A 21,034-nucleotide genomic window follows, 5' to 3' on the forward strand; every position below is an offset into this window, starting at 1 on the left:
ATCGAGGGGGATTCCTACGGCTCGCGCCGTGGGGGTTTCTGCTTCAACGCCGGCTGCCCCGTCCGGGAGGACTCCCGTTGAGGTCTTACACCAGCTCCCCAGACAGACACCGCCAGCCCGGCGGCCAGAAGATTGTTCGCCGCGTTCACGTCCCGGTCATGAACCGCCCCGCACTCGCACGTCCAGGTACGGACGTTCAGCGGCAGCTTCGCCCGGATCGCTCCGCAGACACCGCACAGTTTCGAGCTCGGGAAGAAGCGGTCCACGACCACGAGTTCCCGCCCGTACCAGGCGGTCTTGTACTCCAGCATCGCCCGCAGCTCTCTCCACGAAGCGTCGGAGATCGCACGGGCGAGCTTGTGGTTCTTGACCATGTTGCGGACGGTGAGGTCCTCGATCACGACCGTTTGGTTCTCACGGACGAGCCGAGTGGTCAGCTTGTGCAGGAAGTCCCGGCGCCGGTCGGCGATCCGGGCATGAACACGGGCAACCTTCCGGCGCGCCTTGGCCCGGTTAGCGCCGTCGCCCTTGGCCTTACGGGACAGCTCCCGCTGAGCCCGGGCGAGCCGGGTACGGTCCTTGCGCTCATGTTTGGGGTTGGTGATCTTCTCCCCGGTGGAGAGCGTCAGCAGGGACGTGATCCCCGCATCGATGCCGACGGCCGCCGTGGTGGCCGGGGCGGGTGGGATCGTGTCGTCGCAGAGCAGCGACACGAACCAGCGCCCGGCCGCGTCCTGGGACACCGTCACCGTGGACGGCTGCACTCCCTCCGGCAGGGGCCGGGACCACACCACCTCCAGCGGGTCGGCCATCTTGGCGAGAGTCAACTGCCCGTCGCGGAAGCGGAAACCGCTGGTGGTGTACTCCGCGCTCCGGCGGGACTTCTTCCGCGACTTGAAACGCGGATACTGCGCCCGCTTGCCGAAGAAGTTCGTGAACGCCACCTGAAGGTGACGCAGCGTCTGCTGCAGCGGAACCGACGACACCTCACCGAGGTAGGCCAGCTCCTGCGTCCGCTTCCATACGGTGAGCATCGCGGAGGTCTGGTTGTAGTTGACCCGCTCCTGCCGCACCCACGCCTGCGTACGGGCCGCCAGCGCCAGGTTGTAGACCTTGCGCACGCATCCGAACGTGCGCGACAGCTCAGCCGCCTGCGCATCCGTCGGATAGAAGCGGTACTTGAACGCCCGCTTCACGTGGTTTGTGGCCATGCTCACAAACAGCGCCATCGCTAGTCAGTTCCAAATCCGCGGGTTAGAGCACTGCGATCCGCCCTGGCGGCGCATCCCCGCTCCCTGCCCCGCCCCGCAGGAGCCCGATTCCTTCCCGGCCTGAAGACCGGGGCTTCCTCGGAGGTACCCGGTGACGAAGTCGATCGACACGTCGTTCGTGTCGATCACGGCGGACAACCTGGGCGACGCGAACATGAGCAAGTACGTGTACCGGTCGACCTGCTGACGTCTCGTCAGGATCTCGGGGGTCCCCTCTCAGGAGTCCCCTGTGGCTCCGCCCTGTCACCGGGGCGGAGTCACTGCGTCGCCCGCAGGTTGTCCCAGGTCACCTTCTTCACGAGGCCGTCCACGACCAGTCCCTTGTCGCTCTGGAAGTTCTTCATCGCGGACTCCAGTCCGTCCCCGAACACCCCGTCCACACCGGTGCCGCCGATGTCGTATCCGCGCAGCATCAGGATGCACTGGACCTGCTTGACGCGCTTCCCCGTGTCCCCGAGCACCGTGCGGGCCTTGCCCGCGTAGTACGTGCAGTCGGTGACCCAGGGCGCCGAGGCGGGCTCGGTCTCGGACGGGTCCGGAGACGGAGTGGGGGTGGGAGTCGTGTCCGTGCCGGTGCCTGTTCCTGTGCCGCCGTCCGTTCCGGGGGCGGCACCGGGGTCGGTGTTCGGGTCCGTCCCGGTGCCCGTGCCCCCGGGGGTGCCGGAGTCCGCGGGGTCGTTCGCGGCATCGCCGCCGCCGTTGTCGTCGGAGACCTGTGACGGGTCGGCGGGGCCGTCGGCGGTCTCCGTGCCGTCGCCCGAGGTGCTCGGGCCCGACTTCCCGTTCGCGGCCCCCGGTTTCACCGGGGCGCCGCCCGGTTCCGCCGCCGTACCGGGGGACGCCGTAGAGACGGACCCCGGCGGCGCCGCACTCGCCTCGGTCTGCGGGCGGGTGAGTACGAAGACCAGCGCGGCCAGACCACAGACGGCGAGGGCGGTCGCCGCTGCCGGGACCGGCTTTCTGCGGACCCGGGCGAGAACTCCGGTCGGGCGCCGCTTCCCCGGGGACGTCTCGGCGGAAGAGACGGACGAGGCCGACGAGGCGGAGGCCAAGACGGCCTGGTCCGCCGCCGGGACGGGGGCCGCGTCCGGCACCGGCACCGGCACCGGCACCGGGAGGTTCGCCGGGTTCGGGCGGTGGCCCGGGAAGCGCAACTCCGCCGCCCGCGCTACGGGCACGAGGTACAGCACGTCGTACGCCCGCTGCCGCTCCAGCACCCTGCCGTGCAGCGCCCCCGGCCAGCCGGACGCCCCCGCGGGCGCACCCGCGTAACCAGCGGCCGCGTCGATCAGCGCCCTCGGCGTGGGCCGCCGCTCGGGTTCCTTGACGAGGCAGGCGGCCAGCAGCGCGCCGAGCGCCGGGTCGGTCGCCGTGATCTCGCCGATCACCTCGGCGTCGGGCTCCTCGAAGGCGACCCGGTGCATCACGTCGACACCGGTGCCGTCGCCGAACGGGGCCCGGCCGGCCGCCGCGTAGATCAGTGTCCCGGCGAGGGAGAACACGTCGGACGCCGCGTCGCAGTGGCCGGTCCTCAGGTACTCCGGGGACATGTAGGCGGGCGTGCCGACCCGGTTGCCGGTGCCGGTGATCGCGCTCGCGTCGGCGGCCTTGGAGATGCCGAAGTCGATGACGTGGGCGCCCCGGACCGACAGAAGCACGTTGGACGGCTTCAGGTCCCGGTGCACGATCCCGGTGGCGGCGAGGTCGGCGAGCGCCTGCCCCAGTTCCGCGACCAACCGCCAGACGGCGCCCGGTTCCAGGGCACCGTCCTCCCGTACGGCGTCCGCCAGGTCGACCGCGGCGAGATACTCCGTGGCCATCCAGAGCAGCTCGTCCTGGAACCCCGTACCGCACAGCCTCGGTGCGCGGGGCGTGCGGACCCGGCCGTGGACCAGCGCCTCCTGCTCGAAGCGGCGCCGGAACGTCGCGTCCTCGGCGTACTCCGGGCGGATCACCTTGACGGCGAACAGGCCGGGGCTGTCGTCCGAGGGGCGCGCCAGATAGACCCGCCCCATGCCACCGCTGCCGAGCAGCGCCAACGGCACATAGGGGCCGATGCGTTCGGGGTCGCCGGGCCGCAGCGGCGCGGCGCCGGTCTGCCGCAGCGCTGCCGCCTCACCCGGCGGCGGGCCCGGCGACACCGGGTGCTGCTCTGACACGGACCCCCCGAATTGATTGTCTACGTACGTGAGTTCGCCTCTTCGGCTGCGAGACGAGGCTAACTCAGTCAAGGCGTGGGGTCAGGCTTTCGATAGGTTCCGTCACGCTGCGCACTCGGTTCGGATCCGAAAGGTACTGGTCGGCAACTGAGCGCACTCGTTCACGGGATGCTCGGGTGCGGGATGCTCGGGTGTTCGAGGCAGGCCTCCACGTTGCGGCGCGTCTCGGCGACTTGCCCCCGGCATCCCCGGCACCGCCGGCAGCCCGATCAGTCGCTGTCGCGACTACAGCCGCTGGATGATCGTCCCCGTCGCCAGTGCTCCGCCCGCGCACATGGTGATCAGTGCGAACTCCTTGTCCACGCGCTCCAGTTCGTACAGCGCCGTGGCGATCAGCCGGGCCCCGGTCGCCCCGACCGGATGACCGAGGGCGATGGCCCCGCCGTTCACGTTCACCTTCTCCAGGTCCTGTTCGAAGACCTGCGCCCAGCTCAGCACCACCGAGGCGAACGCCTCGTTGACCTCGATCAGGTCGATGTCCTTCAGCGTCATGCCCGCCTTGCCGAGCACCGCCCGGGTGGCGTCGATCGGACCGTCGAGATGGAAGTGCGGGTCGGACCCCACCAGCGCCTGGGCCACGATCCGCGCCCTCGGCCGCAGCTTCAGCGCCCGCGCCATCCGCTTCGACGCCCAGAGCAGCGCGGCCGAACCGTCGCTGATCTGGGACGAGTTGCCAGCCGTATGGACCGCCGTCGGCATGATCGGCTTCAGGGACGCCAGCGCGTCGATCGACGTGTCCCGCAGCCCCTCGTCCCGGTCGACGAGGCGCCACATGCCCTGCCCGGCACCCTGCTCCTCCTCCGTCGTGGGCACCTGGACGGCGAACGTCTCCCGCTTGAACCGCTCCTCCGCCCAGGCGACCGCCGCCCGTTCCTGGGAGAGCAGCCCCAGCGCGTCGACGTGGTCGCGGGTCAGCTCCCGCCTGCGGGCGATCCGTTCCGCCGCCTCGAACTGGTTGGGCAGGTCCACGTTCCACTCCTCGGGGAACGGCTTCCCGGGGCCGTGCTTGGACGCCGATCCCAGCGGCACCCTCGACATCGCCTCGACCCCGCAGCTGATGCCGACGTCGATGACACCCGCCGCGATCATGTTGGCGACCATGTGCGAGGCCTGCTGGGAGGAGCCGCACTGGGCGTTGACCGTCGTCGCCGCGGTCTCGTACGGCAGGCCCATGGTCAGCCAGGCGGTGCGGGCGGGGTTGGCGGACTGTTCGCCTGCCTGGGTGACCGCGCCGCCGACGATCTGTTCGACGCAGTCGGCGGGGATGCCGGTGCGGCCCAGGAGTTCGCGGTAGGTCTCGCCCAGAAGGTAGGCGGGGTGGAGGTTGGCGAGCGCGCCGCCGCGCCTGCCGATGGGAGTGCGTACGGCTTCGACGATCACGGGTTCCGCGGCCATGGTGGGGAGTTCCTCTCCTCAGGGCACCCGCGCGGCGCGGGCGTCCCGGCCACCCGCCACGCAGAACTAGTACGCGTTCTAGTTCTGTCAGCAGTCTGCTGACGGCCCGTCCGGCACCGCAACCCCCCTGCAGCGCCCGATAACACGAGAGGTGCCCGAAATTCGGGGTGTCGCGCCCCTTGCCTCTTCTGGAACCCGTTACTACCTTCTCGACACCTACTCATTCCTGATGGACCGTCAGATACTGTTCAGATGACGGGAGTTTTTGATGGCATCCTGCCCAGCGTTGCCCGAAGGGTTCGACTTCACCGACCCTGACGTGCTGCAACACCGCGTACCTCTCCCGGAGTTCGCCGAGCTGCGCGCCACCGAGCCGGTCCACTGGGTGTCCCAGCGCTCCGGCATCGCGGGCTTCGCGGACGAGGGCTACTGGGCTGTCACCCGGCACGCGGACGTCAAGTACGTGTCCACACACCCGGAGTTGTTCTCCTCCACCACCAACACCGCGATCATCCGCTTCAACGAGCACATCGAGCGCGACGCGATCGACGCCCAGCGGCTGATCCTTCTCAACATGGACCCGCCCGAGCACACCCGCGTCCGGCAGATCGTGCAGCGCGGCTTCACCCCGCGCGCGATCCGCGCCCTGGAGGACAACCTGCGAAACCGCGCGCTCGCCATCGCCGCGAACGCCGCCGCCCGCAGCGGCCCCTTCGACTTCGTCACCGAGGTCGCCTGCGAACTGCCCCTCCAGGCCATCGCCGAGCTGATCGGTATCCCGCAGGAGGACCGCCTGCGGATCTTCGAGTGGTCCAACAAGATGATCTCGTACGACGATCCGGAGTACGCGATCACCGAGGAGGTCGGCCAGGAGTCGGCCATGGAACTCATCGCGTACGCCATGAACATGTCCGCCGACCGCAAGCAGTGCCCGGCGAAGGACATCGTCACCACGCTGGTGGCGGCGGCGGACGAGGGCAACCTCGCCTCGGACGAGTTCGGCTTCTTCGTGCTGATGCTGGCCGTCGCGGGCAACGAGACGACCCGTAACGCCATCACCCACGGGATGCACGCCTTCCTCACCCACCCCGACCAGTGGGAGCTGTACAAACGCGACCGCCCGGACACCACCGCCGAGGAGATCGTGCGCTTCGCGACCCCCATCGTGTCCTTCCAGCGGACGGCCACCCAGGACACGGAGCTGGGCGGCCAGAAGATCAAGGAGGGGGACCGCGTCGGGCTGTTCTACTCCTCCGCCAACCGCGACCCCGAGGTCTTCGACTCCCCGGACGTGTTCGACATCACCCGCGACCCCAATCCGCACCTCGGCTTCGGCGGCGGAGGCCCGCACTTCTGCCTCGGCAAGTCGCTGGCCGTCCTGGAGATCAACCTGATCTTCAACGCCCTCGCCGACGCCATGCCGGGCCTCACCCTGGTGGGCGACCCGCGCCGGCTGCGCTCGGCCTGGGTCAACGGCGTCAAGGAACTCCAGGTGAGCGCGGGCTAGCCCGCACCCCTGTCGCATGCTCGGGCCGGCGGCATCCCGGCGTCGCCGGCCCGTCCCGACGTGACCCGACCAGACCCGAGGCAGGGGCGCATCCCACGCCCCGCCCCTGCCTCCGCCCCGCCCCGCCCCGGCATTCGCCCAGCACCCGCCGTAGACTGCGAGGGCAACTGCAACTACGACGGTGAGGCGTGCCGGTGCGATCCTGGCATCGTTGTCTGGACGCGGCGGGAGTGACCAGCGGTTCTGACCGCGCCGCCTATCTGAAGGCCAAGCAGTTCATGCTGAGCCGGGAACCCGCCGGACATCTGGCGGTTCGGCTGCTGATCCCGGCCCGGCTCCAGCCCCACATCCTCGCCGGATACGCGTTCGCCTCGTTCACGGACGACCTGTGCGACCGGGGCACGGTGGCGGAGCGCACGCGGCGCTACGCGGGCTGGGCCGAGCAGGTACGCACGGCGCTGGACACCGGAACCGCCCGGCATCCCCTGCTGCGGGCCTTCCTGCACACCGCCGAGGCACGTGAACTGCCGCGCTCCTGGGTCGACTCGTACCTCGTCGGGGCCGAAATCGACCTGGACTTCGCCGGGTTCACGACCGAGGACGACTACCAGGCGTACATCGACACGCTCACCTGGCCGTTCCTCATGATCACCTCGGGTCTGTCGGTGCCGGGCGGCGGCAGCCAGGCCTTCGCGGACAGCTGCCGGCTGCTCGCCGACGCCTGCCAGCGCACCGACTTCCTCACCGACCTGGCCGAGGACCTGGGCGAGGGCCGCCTGTACCTCCCCACCGACGATCTGGAGAAACACGGCGTCACACGGTCCGACCTGGAGCGCGGCCGAGACCTCCCCGGCGTCCGCTCCCTGCTCTCCGCGACCGCGGCGACGGCCCACGCCACCCTCCGCGAGGCCACCCGGATCATCGACGAACTCCCGGAGGAACAGCGGCCGTTGACCCGCTTCGTGATCCTCCTGCACGACCACCGCCTGCGCCGGGCGACCGCGATGGGCTCGGCGGTCACCCGGCGCCCGGTACGGGACAACCCGATCGAGTGCCTGCGCATACTGGCCCAGGCGCACCGTCCGGGCCTGGCGATACCCGCGCTGGCAACGAACGCGCACTGAGCCTTCCAGCCGGGCGTCTACGCTGCCCGGTGGAAGAAGAACGGGTCGATCGACGGCGGCACCAGCGTGACGTTGTCCAGGTCGAGCAACTGGTGGTGCACGAAGTCGGCATGGCGCTGGTACTTCACACCCGCCGGGAAGTTGGCGTGGTCGGGGGTGTTGTTCCCCGAGAAGACGCCGTAGAAGTCCCGGTCGATCGCGAGCAGCCGCATGTAGTCGCCCAGGAACGGCAGCCCCAGCCGCTGGGGAACGCCTGCGGGCGCCTGGTGCAGCACCTGACGCTCCGCCGGTGTCTGCCAGCCGTCGGCGGTCAGCTCCAGCGCCGTCATCCACTGTGCCTGCGCGAACTGCTGGTAGGCGAGTCCGGTCAGTGAGTCCGAATTCACCGCCAGCGCGGGGTTCTTGGCGTCGGTGATGGTCCGGACGTCGTTGGTCCAGTGCTGGCCGCCGTCGGCCGAGTGCCGCACATGCAGGGTGTAGTCGGTGCCGGTGACTCCGCCGACGCGGTCGCACCACGCGACCCACACGCTGCCCGAGTCCGCGGGGTCCACCGCGATGGAGAGGTCGCCGCCGAGGCGGTCCTGTCCCATGACCGCGTTGAATTTCACGAACCGCCCGGTCGCCACCCGCTGGCCGACCGTCTGGTCCGCCGAGTCCATCAGATCCTGGAACCGGGTCGGCCCGACGCCCCCGTTGTCGTCACGTGTGACCACCACGTCGAAGGTGACGTTCGACCCGCTCCTCGTCTGCCAGCTCTCGAAGGCGGCGTACACGGTCCCGTCGGGATGCAGGGCGATCCGTACCGGTGGCCCGTCCTGACCGGAGGTGGCGCGCGCCTCGATGGGGGTGGGTGTGAACCCGGCCGGTGCCGGTGCGGTTCGGGCGTCGGTCGAGACGTCCACGGTCGCCGTCTGCGGGCTCTGCTGCCCGAAGTCGTTGTTGCCGACGTAGACGCGGTCGAAAGTGCCGCCGTTCACGCCGACGCTCCCGGCCACCACCCACGGCTGGTCCTCCTCGTCCCGCTGGACGAGAACCGCCATGGGCGCTGTCGAGCCGATGCCCGGCGAACGCAGGATCTGCATACGGGTGATGCCGGCCTCGGCCGCCTGACCGTTGAGGATGCCCGCGTACAGGGCGCCGCCCTTCGTGGCGAAACTGACCGAGATGTCACCGGTCCCGAGGCCGTCCGCACCACCGGGGACGATGCTTCGCAGCGTCCAGGTGTTGCCGCCGTCGGTCGAGACGTAGATCGGGGCGAGGGGGCCTCCCATCGGATCGGGGGTGAACGCGGTCGCGACAATCTCGTTCGGGTGCTCGGGGTTGACCGCGATACTCGGTTCGCCGTCCTGGCTGACGTCGCCGCTCAGGGCGACGGGGGTGATGTTGACGACCTTGAGGGTGGACATGTGGGCTCACCTCCGCGCGGACTGCAGGGTTTCGAGCTTCTGCACCGGCTGGCGGTCGTCGGGGTGGAGAAGCTGGTACGGCGCCCACTTGCTCAGGTCGCCCTCCGTGGCGTGCAGGATCCACATTCCCTCCTGCTGGGCCTTCGGCTTCGGCACCTTGTACCAGCGGAAGTCCAGGCTGTTGGGGTAGAGCACGGCGACCTGCCCCGGGGACACCTTTCCCCGCTCCACGTGCCCCACGTCGAGTTGTGCGCGCCACCAGTCGGGGGCGTGCTCCGAGGACGGCTCGTCTCCCAGCTGTTCGAGCCCGACGACAGTGCCGACGACCACTGCGTCCGCCTCGTCGGCGTGGGCGACCATGTCGGTGTCCGCGATGTCGCGCTGTACCGCGGAGAACGGCATCGCGTCGGCGGTCCTGGCCGCGAGGGACACATGCTCCTGGACGGCGTCGGCGGGCAGCCGCCCGAGCTCCGCTACGGCGAGGCCCTCGCCGTAGACCGTCCCCCGGGTGAAGAACGCGGCCGCCTCCCCGACAACCGGCGGATCGATCTCGGCCGACAGCTGAACGGTGACCTCGCTGCCCGCGAGCCGCTTGAAGGCGTCCGGCGCGTGCAGTACCTCGTCCACCTGGACGACGGCCGTCCGTTCGTCGGCCGGCACGCTTGCCATCCGGGCGTCACCGAGACGGGTGACCGTCCCGAGGAAGCTCAGCGGGGCCTTGCGGACCAGTTCGGTGACATCCTCAGGCATGGCGATGCTCCTTTCCCCAGGGCACCGTTCGCCTACCGCACGGCGGGAGCGGTGGACGGATGAGTTCTGCGCCACTCGGTCCGCGCGCCGAGAGCGCACAGAACGGTGACCAGGGCCGTGACGGCCACGATGAGCCACTCCACCGCACCGCTCCCGGCGTCCGGCTCGAAGCCGAAGACGGTCTCGATCCAGTCGCGCTGGATGAGCGTCACCAGGAAGAGCAGCGCGGAAAGGCCACCCAGCACGGTCTCCACCCAGAAGCGTTTACGCACCGGGCTTCGACGATTCGGAGCGTTCAAGGATCGGAAGGCCATTTCGAGCCTCCCCTCTCGGATTCCGGCGCCCGTCGACACCACTGCCCGGAAAGCGGGAAGACCGCCCGGAAACCGGGAAGGGGGACTGGGTCACCGCGGGGAACCTGCGTACCTGTGCCGAACGCGGACCGCGTGCGGCGGGAGCCCGGGTGTATCGATGTACGCCTACGAGGGATACGTACTACTTACAGTCTCCGCGCACCCCTGCCCCAGGTCAAACCGGGCCGAGCCTTTTGACGGCCCCCGTCCGCTCACCATCAACTTCCGCCGCCCGCACGACCGTACGAGCCCGCGGACCCATGAACAGGTACGACAACCCGAACCCCGCCAGAACCACCGCGGCCCCACCGGCCGCATCCAGCACCCAGTGGTTTCCGGTGGCGACGATCGCGGACACCGTGAAGAACGGATGCAGCAGCCCCAACACCTTCATCCACCACTTCGGCGCCACGGTCGCGATGACGAGCCCGCACCACAGCGACCACCCGAAGTGCAGCGAGGGCATCGCGGCGTACTGGTTGGTGAGCGCCGTGAGCGTCCCGTAGTCCGGCTTGGAGAAGTCCTGGACGCCGTGCACGGTGTCGATGATGCCGAGGCCCGGCATCAGACGCGGCGGCGCCAGCGGGTAGAGCCAGAACCCGACGAGGGCGAGCAGGGTGGCGAAGCCGAGGGAGGCGCGGGCCCAGCGGTAGTCGACGGGGCGGCGCCAGTACAGGACGCCGAGCACGGTCAGCGGCACGAAGAAGTGGAACGACTCGTAGTAGAAGTCGAAGAAGTTCCGCATCCAGTCGATCCGCACGACCGTGTGGTTGACCCACTGCTCGATGTCGATGTGCAGGAACTTCTCGATGTCGTGGATCTGGTGCCCGTGCGCCTCGGCGGTGACCCGGCCGCCGGTGGTCGTCCCGCCGGTCGCGGCGAGCCGGACCTTCTGGTAGGCGGCGTACGTGACCCGGATCAGCAGCAGTTCGAGGAGTAGGTTCGGGCGGGTGAGCACCCGGCGCAGGAAGGGCAGCAGCGGGACGCGGCCGAAGCGCGCGGGGACCGGCGGCGCGTAGTCCGTGGGGACCGGGGAGCGGTAGTGCTCCGAGGTCCGGGACAGGAACGGTACGACGGTGGCGGCGGCGACCGCGGCCAGCAGTACGACGTTGTCGCGGACCGGATAGAGGGCGCCCATGTTCGGGATGACCATCTTGGCGGGCAGCGTCATCACGATGATGACGGCGACCGGCCACATGTAGCGGTCGGAGGCCCGCCTGCCGACCCGGCCGACGACCGCGAGCAGCACCCACAGCAGCTGGTGCTGCCAGCTCGTGGGCGAGACCGCCACGGCGGCGCAGCCGGTGATCGCGACCGCCAGCAGCAGCTGGCCGTCCTCGGCGTAGCGCACCGCCCGGCGCAGGCCGAGGACGGCGACACCGGCACCGAGCACCAGGAACAGGCCGATTTCGAGGGGGCCGTCGAAGCCCAGCCGCAGCAGGGCGCCGTGCAGGGACTGGTTGGCGAGGTCGTCGGCGGCGCCGCCGAGCCCGGCCCCGCCCAGGTGGTGGACCCAGTAGGTGTACGAGTCGTCGGCCATCGCGACCCAGGCGAGCGCGGTGCAGGCGGCGAAGGTGATGCCGGCGGAGACGGCGGCCCGGCGCCGGCCGGTGAACCACAGCAGCGGCGCGAACAGCAGCACGGTGGGCTGGAGGGCCGCGGCGAGGCCGATGAGGGCGCCGGCGGCCCGTTCCTCGCGGGCGACGAAGCAGCCGAGGAGGACCAGCAGGACGGGGATGATGCTGGTCTGGCCGAGGTAGAGGGTGTTGCGCACCGGCAGCGACAGCATCAGCAGGCTGATCGCGACGGGCGCGGCGAGCAGCGAGGTGCGGCGGCTCACGGGCGCGGGCAGGGCTCGGGCGGCGATCACTCCGAGTGCGACGACCAGCAGCAGCGTGCCGAAGGTCCAGCCCCAGCCGAGGGCCTGTTCGGCGGCCCGGGTGAGCGGCTTGAGGACGAGTCCGCCGAAGGGGGTGCCGGTGAACTGCGTGGAGTCGTAGAGCGAGCCCTTCACATGCAGCACACCGTCGGGCCCTACCCAGGTCTCCAGATCGGTCAGCCGGTCCGCCTTCGGGGTGCTGAGGACGGCGGCCACCTGTCTGACCGCGAGGACGCCGACGATGAGCCAGAGCGCCACACGGGCCACTTTCAGCCGTGCCTGCGCCGTCTCGGCGGTGCCCCTTCCGAAGGCACCTCCCGCTCCACCACCGTGCTCCGCGTTTGCCACGCCTCGTAGACCTCTCGCCATATCTGCCCTGTACGCACTATGGGCACCCTTTGTCCCACGCGTCTCATCCTCTACGAACGTTTAGAGAATCGCACTGCCTCCTATGAGGGACGCGAGCAACCCCCGCTTCACCTGAGGAACGTCCACCTTTTGCCCTGTATTCAGTCTCACCCGGAAATCGGCCCAGACCACGCACAGGCGGGAAAGCGGCCGTTTCAGGCCGGATCGGACGACGTCCCGCCGAGACGACCATGGCCCGGCCGGGCCGGAGTAGCGTCGCCGGGATGCGGATCCTTCAGCTGTCGGACACCCACATCAACCACGCCGGCGCACCCAACCGTCACGGCGTCGACACCACCGCGTCGCTGCGCCGGATACTCACCGACGTATCGCATCTCAGGGGCCTCGGGGCCGTCGTCGTCAGCGGGGACCTCGCGGACAGCGGGGCGCCCGAGGAGTACGCGGTCGTACGGGACCTCGTGGGCGCGTTCGCCCGGGAGCGGGGCATACCCGTGTTCTGCACCACCGGCAACCACGACGAGCGCGGCGCCTTCGCGAAGGCCCTGGGCAGCGGGCATCTGGACCCGGCGGGCGGGGACCGGGCCGAGGCCCGACTCATTTCCGCCGACGGCGAGTTGGCGGCGTCGAGCGTGGTCGACGGGCATCGGATCGTCACCCTCGACTCGCTCGTGCCGGGCAAGGTGTACGGCTATCTCGGCGCCACCCAACTCGACTGGCTGCGCGAGCTGTTGCGCACCCCGGCGGCGCACGGCACGACGGTCGTGCTGCACCATCCGCCGATCGCCCTCGACAACGCGCTGCAGCGGGCGCTGGGGCTCGGCAACCCGGCGGACCTCGCCGACGCGGTCCGTGGCAGCGACGTACGGCTGATCCTGTGCGGCCACTTCCACCTGCAGATCATGGGGTATCTGGAGGCGGTGCCCGTGTGGGTGACGCCGGGGGTGGTCAACCGGATCGACCTGACCGGCCCGGCGGGCACGGAACGGGCGGTGCGCGGGGCCTCGGCCACGCTCGTCGACCTGGGCTCGCCGCACGGCCCGCTGTTCCACACGCTGCACGCCCGCGACCCCCGGGCCGGTGAGACGGTCTACGAAGTCGACGAGGCGCGGATCACCGAAGTGATCGCCCGCGAGGGCTACAGGGCCGACAAGGGCTACAAATGACTCGGCACACTGCCCGCACCTCCCACCTCCCACCCCCGTCCCGAACGGAAGGCACGACTTTCATGAGCGAGTCCCAGCGCTGGGAAGACGTCGACGACTACTTCACGACCCTCCTCGCCCCGGCCGACGACGCCCTGGAGGCGGCGCTGCGCGACAGCGACGCGGAGGGGCTGCCGCACATCAACGTCGCCCCGAACCAGGGCAAGCTGCTCCAGCTCCTCGCCCAGGTCCAGGGCGCCCGCCGCATCCTGGAGATCGGCACCCTCGGCGGCTACAGCACGATCTGGCTCGGTCGCGCGCTCCCGGCCGACGGCCGGCTGATCACCCTGGAGTACGACGAGAAGCACGCCGACGTCGCCCGCCGCAATCTCGCCCGGGCCGGCCTGGACGACATCACCGAGGTGCGGACGGGCCCCGCCCTGGAGTCGCTGCCCAAGCTGGCCGACGAGAACCCGGCGCCGTTCGACCTGGTCTTCATCGACGCCGACAAGGTCAACAACCCGCACTACGTGGAGTGGGCGCTGCGGCTGACCACCGCGGGCAGCCTGATCATCGTCGACAACGTGGTGCGCGGGGGCGCGGTGACCGACGCGGACTCCGCCGACCCGAGCATCCGGGGCACCCGCGCGGCTCTCCAACTCATCGCCGAACACCCGAGGTTGAGCGGCACGGCGGTACAGACGGTGGGCAGCAAGGGGTACGACGGGTTCGCGCTGGCGAGGGTCGTGGCCTAGCCAGGAGCCCCCGCCGGCTCCGCCCGCCGGTGCTCAACCCTCGTGGTAGAAGCCCACGTTGACGCTGCGCGGCCCGGTGCGGTCCTGGACGATGATCTCTCCGGCACCGCCCCGGGGCAACGGCACGCTCCCTCCGTACGGCACGGTCTGGGCATACTCGCCGACGACCAGCCGGACTTCGGAGGACGGGTCGGGCTGGGAGCCCTGCAGCCAGGAGAGGTGCCAGGTGCCGTCGGGGCCGCACAGGAACTCCAGGTGGACCCGTGAGACGAACAGCCAGTCGTCGGGGGTCACGAGACGGCACACCGCCTTGTCCCGGCCCACCCGCATGATGGCCCCCGGTTCGCTGGGCGCCTCGGCCATGAGCATGCCGGCCGTGGCGCCGGCTTCCGTCCCGGAGACGGTAGCCATGGTGAGTTCGAGCACGTGCGCTCCTTCTGAACGGTCACCGAAGGTGACCCGACCGTCCTCACGGAACAATCGTTGCTGAACAGTCCCTGTACGGCAGCTATGTTGCCGTACGCCGCCGCATGATAAATCGCCCCATCGTCGCCTTGGGCCGGGTCCGGCACAATGGACACATGACCGAACGCAAACCACCCGGTGTGAGTTTCGAGTCCTGGGTCGACCGGCAGATCCGCGAGGCTGAGGCGCGCGGGGAGATCGCCGCGCTGCCCGGTGTGGGCAAGCCGCTGTCCGAGGGTCCTGACACGTCGTACGACGAACTGTGGTGGGTCAAGCAGAAGATGGCCCGCGAGGGGCTGTCGGTCCTGCCGCCGACGCTGGCCCTGCGCAAGGAGGCGGAGGACGCGCTGGTGGCGGCGCGCCGGGCGCCTTCCGAGGGGGCGGTCCGCCGGATCGTGACGGAGATCAACGTCAAGATCCGCGACATGATGTTCAAGCCGCCGCCCGGCCCCCCGCTGGGCCTGAAGCCGTACGACGTCGACGAGGTCGTACGCGAGTGGCGGGAAGCGCGGGAGACACGGGCGGGGCAGGCGGAGCGGACGGAGCGGGCGGAATAACCGGAGCGGAGACGGGCGGTGCGGTCCTCGGCCTGCCGCGCGCCGCCGCCCGGGCTGGGGCGGGGGCTCAGCTGTGCAGCAGCCGTTCCGCCAGTTCGCGGTAGTCCCGCAGGGCGAGACGGAGCCGCTCGGTGTCGCCGCCGTCGGTGCCACCGGTGGACTGCAGGGTCGCGCGCACGGTACGGCGGTTGCGCTCGATCGCCTCCGTGAAGCGCTCGGTGACCTCCTCCAGTACGCGGTCGGCCTCCTCGACGGACTCCTTGGGGCCGTCCACGAACCCGGTGATGGCGTGCTGGAGCCGCAGTGTGAGCTTGTCCCGCTCGTCCTGCGCGAGCAGCACGACCCCGTGGGACGACTGGCCCTGGTGAGCCCGGGTGGGCGCCGGGGCGGCGCCGGGCGGCGGCACCGTGGAAGCACCGGCTGCCTTCCCGGTACCGGCCTTCTCGCCGAGCGGCCGCACACCGATGGGACGGTCGCCGGCCGGTCCGTCACCGGGCACGCGTTCGCCGGGCAGCCGTTCGCCGACCTGCTTTTCGCCGACAGCCCGCTCGCCGACCGCCCGCTCACTGGTCGCCCGCTCGCCGGTCGCCCGCTCGTGAGCCGACCTCTCGGCCGGCCTCTCGGTGCCCGACCTCTCGGTGCCCGGCCTCTCGGTGGCGGACCTCTCCGGATCCAGCCGCCCGGTGTCCGGCTTCGTCGTGTTGGTGTCGCGCTTGCCGATGTCCGTCATGTGCGTCAACTCCCCTTCAACTGAAGCTTGTTGAGCGGCGACTTCGACTTCGGGCGGGGCCGCTCCCCCTCGCCGACCAGGTCGTCGAAGAGGGCGCGGGCCTCGATCATCGCCGTGCGCAGCTCCTCCGTGTCGGCCCGCTCCTCGCGAGCCGCGTGGTGCACGCGCCGGTAGCCGTGCACATGCTGGGCGTGGTGCACCGAGAGCGCGGCGAACTGCTCCTCGTACTGACCGCCCTCGGGGAAGCCGCGTGCGCCGGCCACCTCGGCGAGGAGCAGGTCCGCGTCGGCGACCGCCTGGTGCGGCGACTCGACGAACTGTTCCTGGGCGGCCGTCCAGCGGGCCGCGAACCGCTCGCGCTCGGCGGGCTCCAACGCCCGTTCCCGCAGGTCGCCGTGGCGCTGGACACGCTCGGTGAGTTCATGGTCGGCAGCCTTGGTGTCCCCGCCGTGACGGGAGACGACCCGGTCGTACTCGGGCCCGAAGCGCCGTTTCAGATTGCGTGGACCGTGTGCGCCGGCGGCCCGCCGGTTCAGGGCGAGCGCGCCGATGACGACGGCCGCGACGACAACGATCACGATCAGAACGATGAGCACTCCTGTGGACATGAACGCCTTCCGGATTTCTCGACCGACTTCTCGACCGACCCGACCGACAGTCCGAACAGACCGGTCATTGCAGCGGGTTGCCCGGAAGCGGCTCCCCAAACAGCCCGGGGCGGGACCCGCGGGTCACGGGTAATCGAGTTGCGCACCCGGTGGGCCGGCTGCCGAGAATGCCGGTCATGACCTGGACGATCACCCCGGAACCCTTCGACTCCCCTGTCGCCGCCGCGCTCTGGCGGGCGTACTACACGGAGGTCAGCGACCGCTGGTACCTCCTGCACGAGGGCCGGCGTACCGAACCCGGTGAGCTGGAGCGCGAGGTCGCGGCCAACTCGGGCGCAGAACTCGCCCCGCCGGGCGGCCAGTTGCTCGTCGCCCGGTACGACGGCGAGCCGGCCGGCAGCGCGGGCGTACGGCTCCTCGACGCCACGACCGGTGAGCTGACCCGGGTCTTCCTGTACGAGGGGATGCGGGGGAAGGGCGGCGCCGCCCTGCTGGTGGCCGCGGCGGAGGACGCGGCCCGGGCCCTAGGCGCCCGGCACCTGGTCCTCGACACCCGCTCCGACCTGGTCGAGGCACGCGCCCTCTACGCCCACCTCGGCTACCTGGAGACCGAGCCCCACAACGACAGCGAGTACGCCGAGCACTGGTTCCGCAAGAACCTGGAGCGGCCGGGGGACCTGGAACGGCGGGGGAACCCGCAAGACCTCAACTGAGCTTGTCCGCCGAGCCGTTGTGCGGCTGTTCCGCGTCCGAGCCGCACAGCTCCTCGTTCAGCAGTTTCACCAGCTGGACCAGGTCGGTGGGGCGGTCCGGGCCCCACCAGTCGCCCAGCAGCTCGGCCAGGGACTCCTCGCGGGCCTCGGCCAGCCGTTCGGCGACCTCGCGGCCCGCGTCGGTGAGAACCATGTCGAGACCCTCGCGTACGGCCAGTCGGCGTACCTCGACCTGCCGGGCGGCCTCGATGATCACGGTCAGCGGCACGAGGCTGCGCTCGGCCAGGACCGCGGGCTCCGCCCAGCCGTACCGCCGGATGCGCAGCAGCAGCCAGCTCGCCGCCGGATACAGGTCGAGGCCGGCCCGTGCGGTGATCGTCCGGTAGATCTCGCGCCGTCCCTCGCGGGTGCCGAGCACCGACAGCGCGCGGCACACCTCGTCGTAGGACGACCGCTGGACCGGGTTGCTGGCGAGGGTCTCCGTGACGTCGGGGGCGGTCACCGAGCCGCGCAGCCGGTCCTCGCGCAGGAACCAGGCGAGGACGAAACCGAGAACGGCGACCGGAACGGCGTACAGGAAGACGTCGGTGATGGCGGACGCGTAGGCGTGCAGCGCGGGCGGTCGCAGCGCCGAGGGGAGGGCGGCGATGCCGCGCGGGTCGGACTCCAGGGCGTCCGCCGAGACCCCGGCGGGCAGTCGTACGCCCCGGAACGCGTCGGTGAGCTTGTCGCCGAGGCGGTCGGCGAAGACCGTACCGAAGACGGCCACGCCGAAGGAAGCGCCGATGGAGCGGAAGAAGGTGGCGCCGGAGGTGGCGACGCCCAGATCCTCGTACGAGACCGCGTTCTGCACGATCAGCACCAGGACCTGCATGACCAGGCCGAGGCCCAGGCCGAAGACGAGGAAGTAGACGCTCATCTCGCCGGTGGAGCTGTGTTCGTCGAGCCGGTGGAGCAGGAGGAGGCCGAAGGCGGTGACGCCGGTGCCGGCGATGGGGAACACCTTCCAGCGGCCCGTACGGCTGACGATCTGCCCGGAGGTGGTGGAGGCGACGAGCAGGCCGAGCACCATCGGCAGCATGTGCACGCCCGACATGGTCGGCGAGACACCCTGGACGACCTGGAGGAACGTCGGCAGATAGGTCATCGCGCCGAACATGGCGAAGCCGACGACGAAGCTGATGACGGCCGTGAGGGTGAAGGTGCGCAGCCGGAACAGCTTGAGCGGGAGGACGGGTTCGGCCGCCCGTCGCTCGACGAGGACGAAGGCGACGGCGAGCACGACCCCGAGTACCGCAAGGCCGACGATCCGCGCCGAGCCCCAGCCCCAGGAGGCGCCGAGGGAGGTGACGAGGATCAGGCAGGTGGCGACGGAGGCGATGAGAAGGGTGCCCAGGTAGTCGATGACGTGCCGGGTGGAGCGGCGCGGGATGCGCAGGACGGTCGCGATCACGGCGAGGGCGACGGCGCCGACGGGGAGGTTGACGTAGAACACCCAGCGCCAGCTGAGGTGTTCGGTGAAGAGACCGCCCAACAGCGGGCCGAGCACGCTGGTCGCGCCGAAGACGGCACCGAACAGGCCCTGGTAGCGCCCCCGTTCACGCGGCGGGACCAGATCTCCCACGATCGCCATCGACAGCACCATGAGCCCGCCGCCACCGAGCCCCTGGAGCGCCCGGAAGCCGATCAGCTGGGGCATGTTCTGCGCCATACCACACAGCGCGGAGCCGATCAGGAAGATCACGATCGCGGCCTGGAACAGCCGTTTCCGGCCGTACTGGTCGCCCAGTTTGCCCCAGAGGGGGGTGGCGGCGGTCGACGCGAGCAGATAGGCGGTGACCACCCAGGACAGGTGGTCCATGCCGCCCAGGTCGCTGACGATGGTCGGCAGCGCGGTCGACACGATGGTCTGGTCGAGGGCGGCGAGCAGCATGCCGAGCAGCAGGGCACCGATGGAGACGAGCACGTTCCCGGGCACGTGTTCGGGCCCACGCGTCACCGGTCGCCCGTCCGCTACCTCCCCCGCATCCCCCACTCTGCCGTGCGCTTCCGCGGCCATGAAGTCCTCCTGTGACTCTCGCGACACCCCCATCGTGGTCGGTGTGACCTGTTATGGCCTGTCGAATCCTCACGAGATTCGCCGGAAGCCCGGATTCCGGGGGCTTCCGGGAGAAGGTGTGAAGAGGCTTTGGATAACCTCGGACATTCGCACGGGGGTTCGTACGGGGATTCGCACGGGGAAGGAACCGACACGCAGTGAACGATCCGAAGGGGCACGTGTGTCCGGAGTGCGGCGTGCCCCGGGGAGCCGACAACACGCCGTCCTGCGCCTGCGCCGAACGCGCGGCCGACGCTCACCTGGAGAACCGGTCGGCGGAGGCAGCGGCAGCGGAGGACTTCGACCCGCTGCGCATACGCCCGTACGTGGAACTGACCCCGGAATCACCCGCCTCGCCAGCCTCACCCTCGTCACCCTCATCGTCCGAGCACCCGGCCCCCGACGGGGCGGCCGAGGCCACGATGCCGCTGCCGGCGGTCCAGGGGACCACCTGGGGGACGAACGACCCCGCGACCACCGCGCTGCCACCCTTACCGCAGCTCTCGGGTACCCCCGCCTACCCCGCCGACTCCACGGACTCCATCGACTCCGCCGAAGACGAACAGCTGGGCGATGCGGTCCGCCGCCCCCGGGGCCTGCTTCTCGGCGCGGCCGGAGCGGTCGTGGCCGTACTGGCGGCGGGCGGACTGGCCGTCGGGATGTTCACGTACGACAAACCGGCCCGGGACAACACGTCCGCCCAGGAAGTACGGGAGAGCGTGCCGGCGGCGACGACCAGCGCGGCGCCCCCGAAACCGTCCAGCAGCCCTACGTCGTCGGCATCGGCGTCGGCATCGCCCGCTCCCACCCCGTCCCTCAGCCCGACCCCGACCCTCTCGCCCACCCCGGCGGCGCCTTCCGCGACCCCGTCCAGGTCGGCCACCCCGACCCAGGCACCGACGACCGCACAGGCCACCGGCACGATCTCGCCGGCTCCCGGCGGCGACGACAAGGACACCACCCCTGTCCTGCGCCCCGGCGACCGCGGCGACGAGGTCCTCGAACTCCAGCTGCGGCTGCGCCAGTTGGCGATCTACCTCAACGACACGGACGGCGTCTACGACGACAACGTCGAGACCGCGGTGACCACCTACCAGACGACGCGCGGCATCAACGCGCAGGAACCGGGCGTGTACGACCGGACTACACGGCAACGCCTGGAGTCGGAAACGACGGAGCCCTAGGGCTGCGCGGGCTCGGTCGACGTCCGGCGTTCAGGTACCCGCCGTCCGGGGCCGCCACCCCCAGCCCCCTGCTTCGCGCCCCGAAGGGCCCTCGCGTTTGAACGGTGGCGGTCGCGGGTCAGGTGCCGGAGGTGCTGTCCTGCTGCGCCGCTTCCTGGAAGTTGGCGACGGCGTCGCCGTACGTCTTCGCCCAGTCGGTCAGGGCGGCGATGGGCTCGGTGAGGGTCTGGCCGAGGTCGGTGAGGCTGTACTCGACCCGTGGGGGTGCCTCGGCATAGGCGCGGCGCTCGATCAGGCCGTAGCCCTGAAGTCTGCGCAGTGTCTCGGTGAGCACCTTGCGGGAGATGCCACCGACGAGGTCGACGAGTTCACCGTGCCGACGAGGCCCGCGACTGAGAGCGAACAGGACGACGACGGCCCATTTGTTGGTGAAGATGTCGATGGCGAGCCGGGCGGGGCAGTCGGCGAGGAAGACGCTTCCGGCTGAGTCAGGCATCTCCGAAGGTTAC

19 protein-coding genes are annotated in these 21,034 nt (G+C 70.5%); 7 read left to right on the plus strand and 12 right to left on the minus strand.

Features of this window, described 5'->3' with window-relative positions:
* Positions 1-14: 14 nt before the first annotated feature.
* The 3 genes from OG241_RS16710 to OG241_RS16720 all read right to left on the minus strand — a co-directional run bounded on the left by OG241_RS16710 (position 15) and on the right by OG241_RS16720 (position 4,885).
* A complete protein-coding gene (locus OG241_RS16710) occupies positions 15-1,211 on the minus strand; it encodes an RNA-guided endonuclease InsQ/TnpB family protein (RefSeq protein WP_405816199.1) in 1,197 nt (398 codons plus the stop codon).
* A 317-nt stretch (positions 1,212-1,528) separates the two neighbouring features.
* Positions 1,529-3,430 (minus strand): protein kinase domain-containing protein, encoded by a 1,902-nt coding sequence (locus OG241_RS16715; protein ID WP_405816200.1) that lies wholly within the window; start codon positions 3,428-3,430, stop codon positions 1,529-1,531.
* 285 nt (positions 3,431-3,715) lie between these two features.
* Positions 3,716-4,885, minus strand: coding sequence for a steroid 3-ketoacyl-CoA thiolase (locus OG241_RS16720; RefSeq protein WP_405816201.1), 1,170 nt, complete (start codon positions 4,883-4,885; stop codon positions 3,716-3,718).
* 268 nt (positions 4,886-5,153) lie between these two features.
* Here OG241_RS16720 and OG241_RS16725 point away from each other — a divergent pair, with 268 nt between their 5' ends.
* Both OG241_RS16725 and OG241_RS16730 read left to right on the plus strand, forming a co-directional pair.
* Complete coding sequence (locus tag OG241_RS16725) at positions 5,154-6,392, plus strand: cytochrome P450 (RefSeq protein WP_405816202.1); 1,239 nt, start codon at positions 5,154-5,156, stop codon at positions 6,390-6,392.
* Positions 6,393-6,622: 230 nt separating this feature from the next.
* Positions 6,623-7,516 (plus strand): phytoene/squalene synthase family protein, encoded by an 894-nt coding sequence (locus tag OG241_RS16730; protein WP_405816203.1) that lies wholly within the window; start codon positions 6,623-6,625, stop codon positions 7,514-7,516.
* A 17-nt stretch (positions 7,517-7,533) separates the two neighbouring features.
* On the opposite strand, the gene OG241_RS16735 is transcribed toward OG241_RS16730, so the two are convergent.
* From OG241_RS16735 to OG241_RS16750, 4 genes are all read right to left on the minus strand, one after another.
* Complete coding sequence (locus OG241_RS16735; RefSeq protein WP_405816204.1) at positions 7,534-8,922, minus strand: hypothetical protein; 1,389 nt, start codon at positions 8,920-8,922, stop codon at positions 7,534-7,536.
* 6 nt (positions 8,923-8,928) lie between these two features.
* Positions 8,929-9,672: a hypothetical protein gene (locus tag OG241_RS16740; RefSeq protein WP_405816205.1), complete on the minus strand. Its 744-nt coding sequence runs from the start codon at positions 9,670-9,672 to the stop codon at positions 8,929-8,931.
* Between the two features lie 32 nt (positions 9,673-9,704).
* Positions 9,705-9,926: an ABC transporter permease gene (locus OG241_RS16745; RefSeq protein ID WP_405816206.1), complete on the minus strand. Its 222-nt coding sequence runs from the start codon at positions 9,924-9,926 to the stop codon at positions 9,705-9,707.
* A 274-nt stretch (positions 9,927-10,200) separates the two neighbouring features.
* A complete protein-coding gene (locus tag OG241_RS16750) occupies positions 10,201-12,252 on the minus strand; it encodes a bifunctional glycosyltransferase 87/phosphatase PAP2 family protein (RefSeq protein WP_405816207.1) in 2,052 nt (683 codons plus the stop codon).
* A 284-nt stretch (positions 12,253-12,536) separates the two neighbouring features.
* On the opposite strand from OG241_RS16750, the gene OG241_RS16755 reads away from it, so the two are divergent.
* Positions 12,537-13,436: a metallophosphoesterase gene (locus OG241_RS16755; RefSeq protein WP_405816209.1), complete on the plus strand. Its 900-nt coding sequence runs from the start codon at positions 12,537-12,539 to the stop codon at positions 13,434-13,436.
* A 62-nt stretch (positions 13,437-13,498) separates the two neighbouring features.
* Positions 13,499-14,170 (plus strand): O-methyltransferase, encoded by a 672-nt coding sequence (locus tag OG241_RS16760; RefSeq protein WP_405816211.1) that lies wholly within the window; start codon positions 13,499-13,501, stop codon positions 14,168-14,170.
* A gap of 33 nt (positions 14,171-14,203) precedes the next feature.
* On the opposite strand, the gene OG241_RS16765 is transcribed toward OG241_RS16760, so the two are convergent.
* A complete protein-coding gene (locus tag OG241_RS16765) occupies positions 14,204-14,596 on the minus strand; it encodes a hypothetical protein (protein ID WP_405816212.1) in 393 nt (130 codons plus the stop codon).
* 155 nt (positions 14,597-14,751) lie between these two features.
* Here OG241_RS16765 and OG241_RS16770 point away from each other — a divergent pair, with 155 nt between their 5' ends.
* Complete coding sequence (locus tag OG241_RS16770) at positions 14,752-15,192, plus strand: DUF1992 domain-containing protein (protein WP_405816213.1); 441 nt, start codon at positions 14,752-14,754, stop codon at positions 15,190-15,192.
* A 67-nt stretch (positions 15,193-15,259) separates the two neighbouring features.
* On the opposite strand, the gene OG241_RS16775 is transcribed toward OG241_RS16770, so the two are convergent.
* The gene (locus OG241_RS16775; RefSeq protein WP_405816215.1) at positions 15,260-15,922 is read right to left on the minus strand and encodes a hypothetical protein; all 663 of its coding nucleotides are present in this window, start codon (positions 15,920-15,922) and stop codon (positions 15,260-15,262) included.
* Between the two features lie 5 nt (positions 15,923-15,927).
* Entirely contained in the window at positions 15,928-16,530 is a 603-nt protein-coding gene (locus OG241_RS16780; RefSeq protein WP_405816217.1) for a hypothetical protein, read from the minus strand.
* Between the two features lie 176 nt (positions 16,531-16,706).
* On the opposite strand from OG241_RS16780, the gene OG241_RS16785 reads away from it, so the two are divergent.
* Positions 16,707-17,243 carry a GNAT family N-acetyltransferase gene (locus OG241_RS16785; RefSeq protein WP_405816218.1) on the plus strand — a complete coding sequence of 179 codons (537 nt, stop codon included), beginning with the start codon at positions 16,707-16,709 and terminating at the stop codon, positions 17,241-17,243.
* Here the strand turns inward: OG241_RS16785 and OG241_RS16790 are convergent.
* On the minus strand, positions 17,236-19,302 hold the full coding sequence (locus tag OG241_RS16790) for a DHA2 family efflux MFS transporter permease subunit (protein ID WP_405816219.1): 2,067 nt from the start codon (positions 19,300-19,302) through the stop codon (positions 17,236-17,238). The genes OG241_RS16785 and OG241_RS16790 overlap by 8 nt on opposite strands.
* A gap of 197 nt (positions 19,303-19,499) precedes the next feature.
* Here OG241_RS16790 and OG241_RS16795 point away from each other — a divergent pair, with 197 nt between their 5' ends.
* Entirely contained in the window at positions 19,500-20,525 is a 1,026-nt protein-coding gene (locus tag OG241_RS16795; RefSeq protein WP_405816221.1) for a peptidoglycan-binding protein, read from the plus strand.
* 118 nt (positions 20,526-20,643) lie between these two features.
* On the opposite strand, the gene OG241_RS16800 is transcribed toward OG241_RS16795, so the two are convergent.
* Complete coding sequence (locus OG241_RS16800) at positions 20,644-21,021, minus strand: winged helix-turn-helix transcriptional regulator (protein WP_405816222.1); 378 nt, start codon at positions 21,019-21,021, stop codon at positions 20,644-20,646.
* Positions 21,022-21,034 lie beyond the last annotated feature (13 nt).

Origin of the sequence: Streptomyces sp. NBC_01390, assembly GCF_045040105.1 — a bacterium.
Classification (GTDB): domain Bacteria; phylum Actinomycetota; class Actinomycetes; order Streptomycetales; family Streptomycetaceae; genus Streptomyces.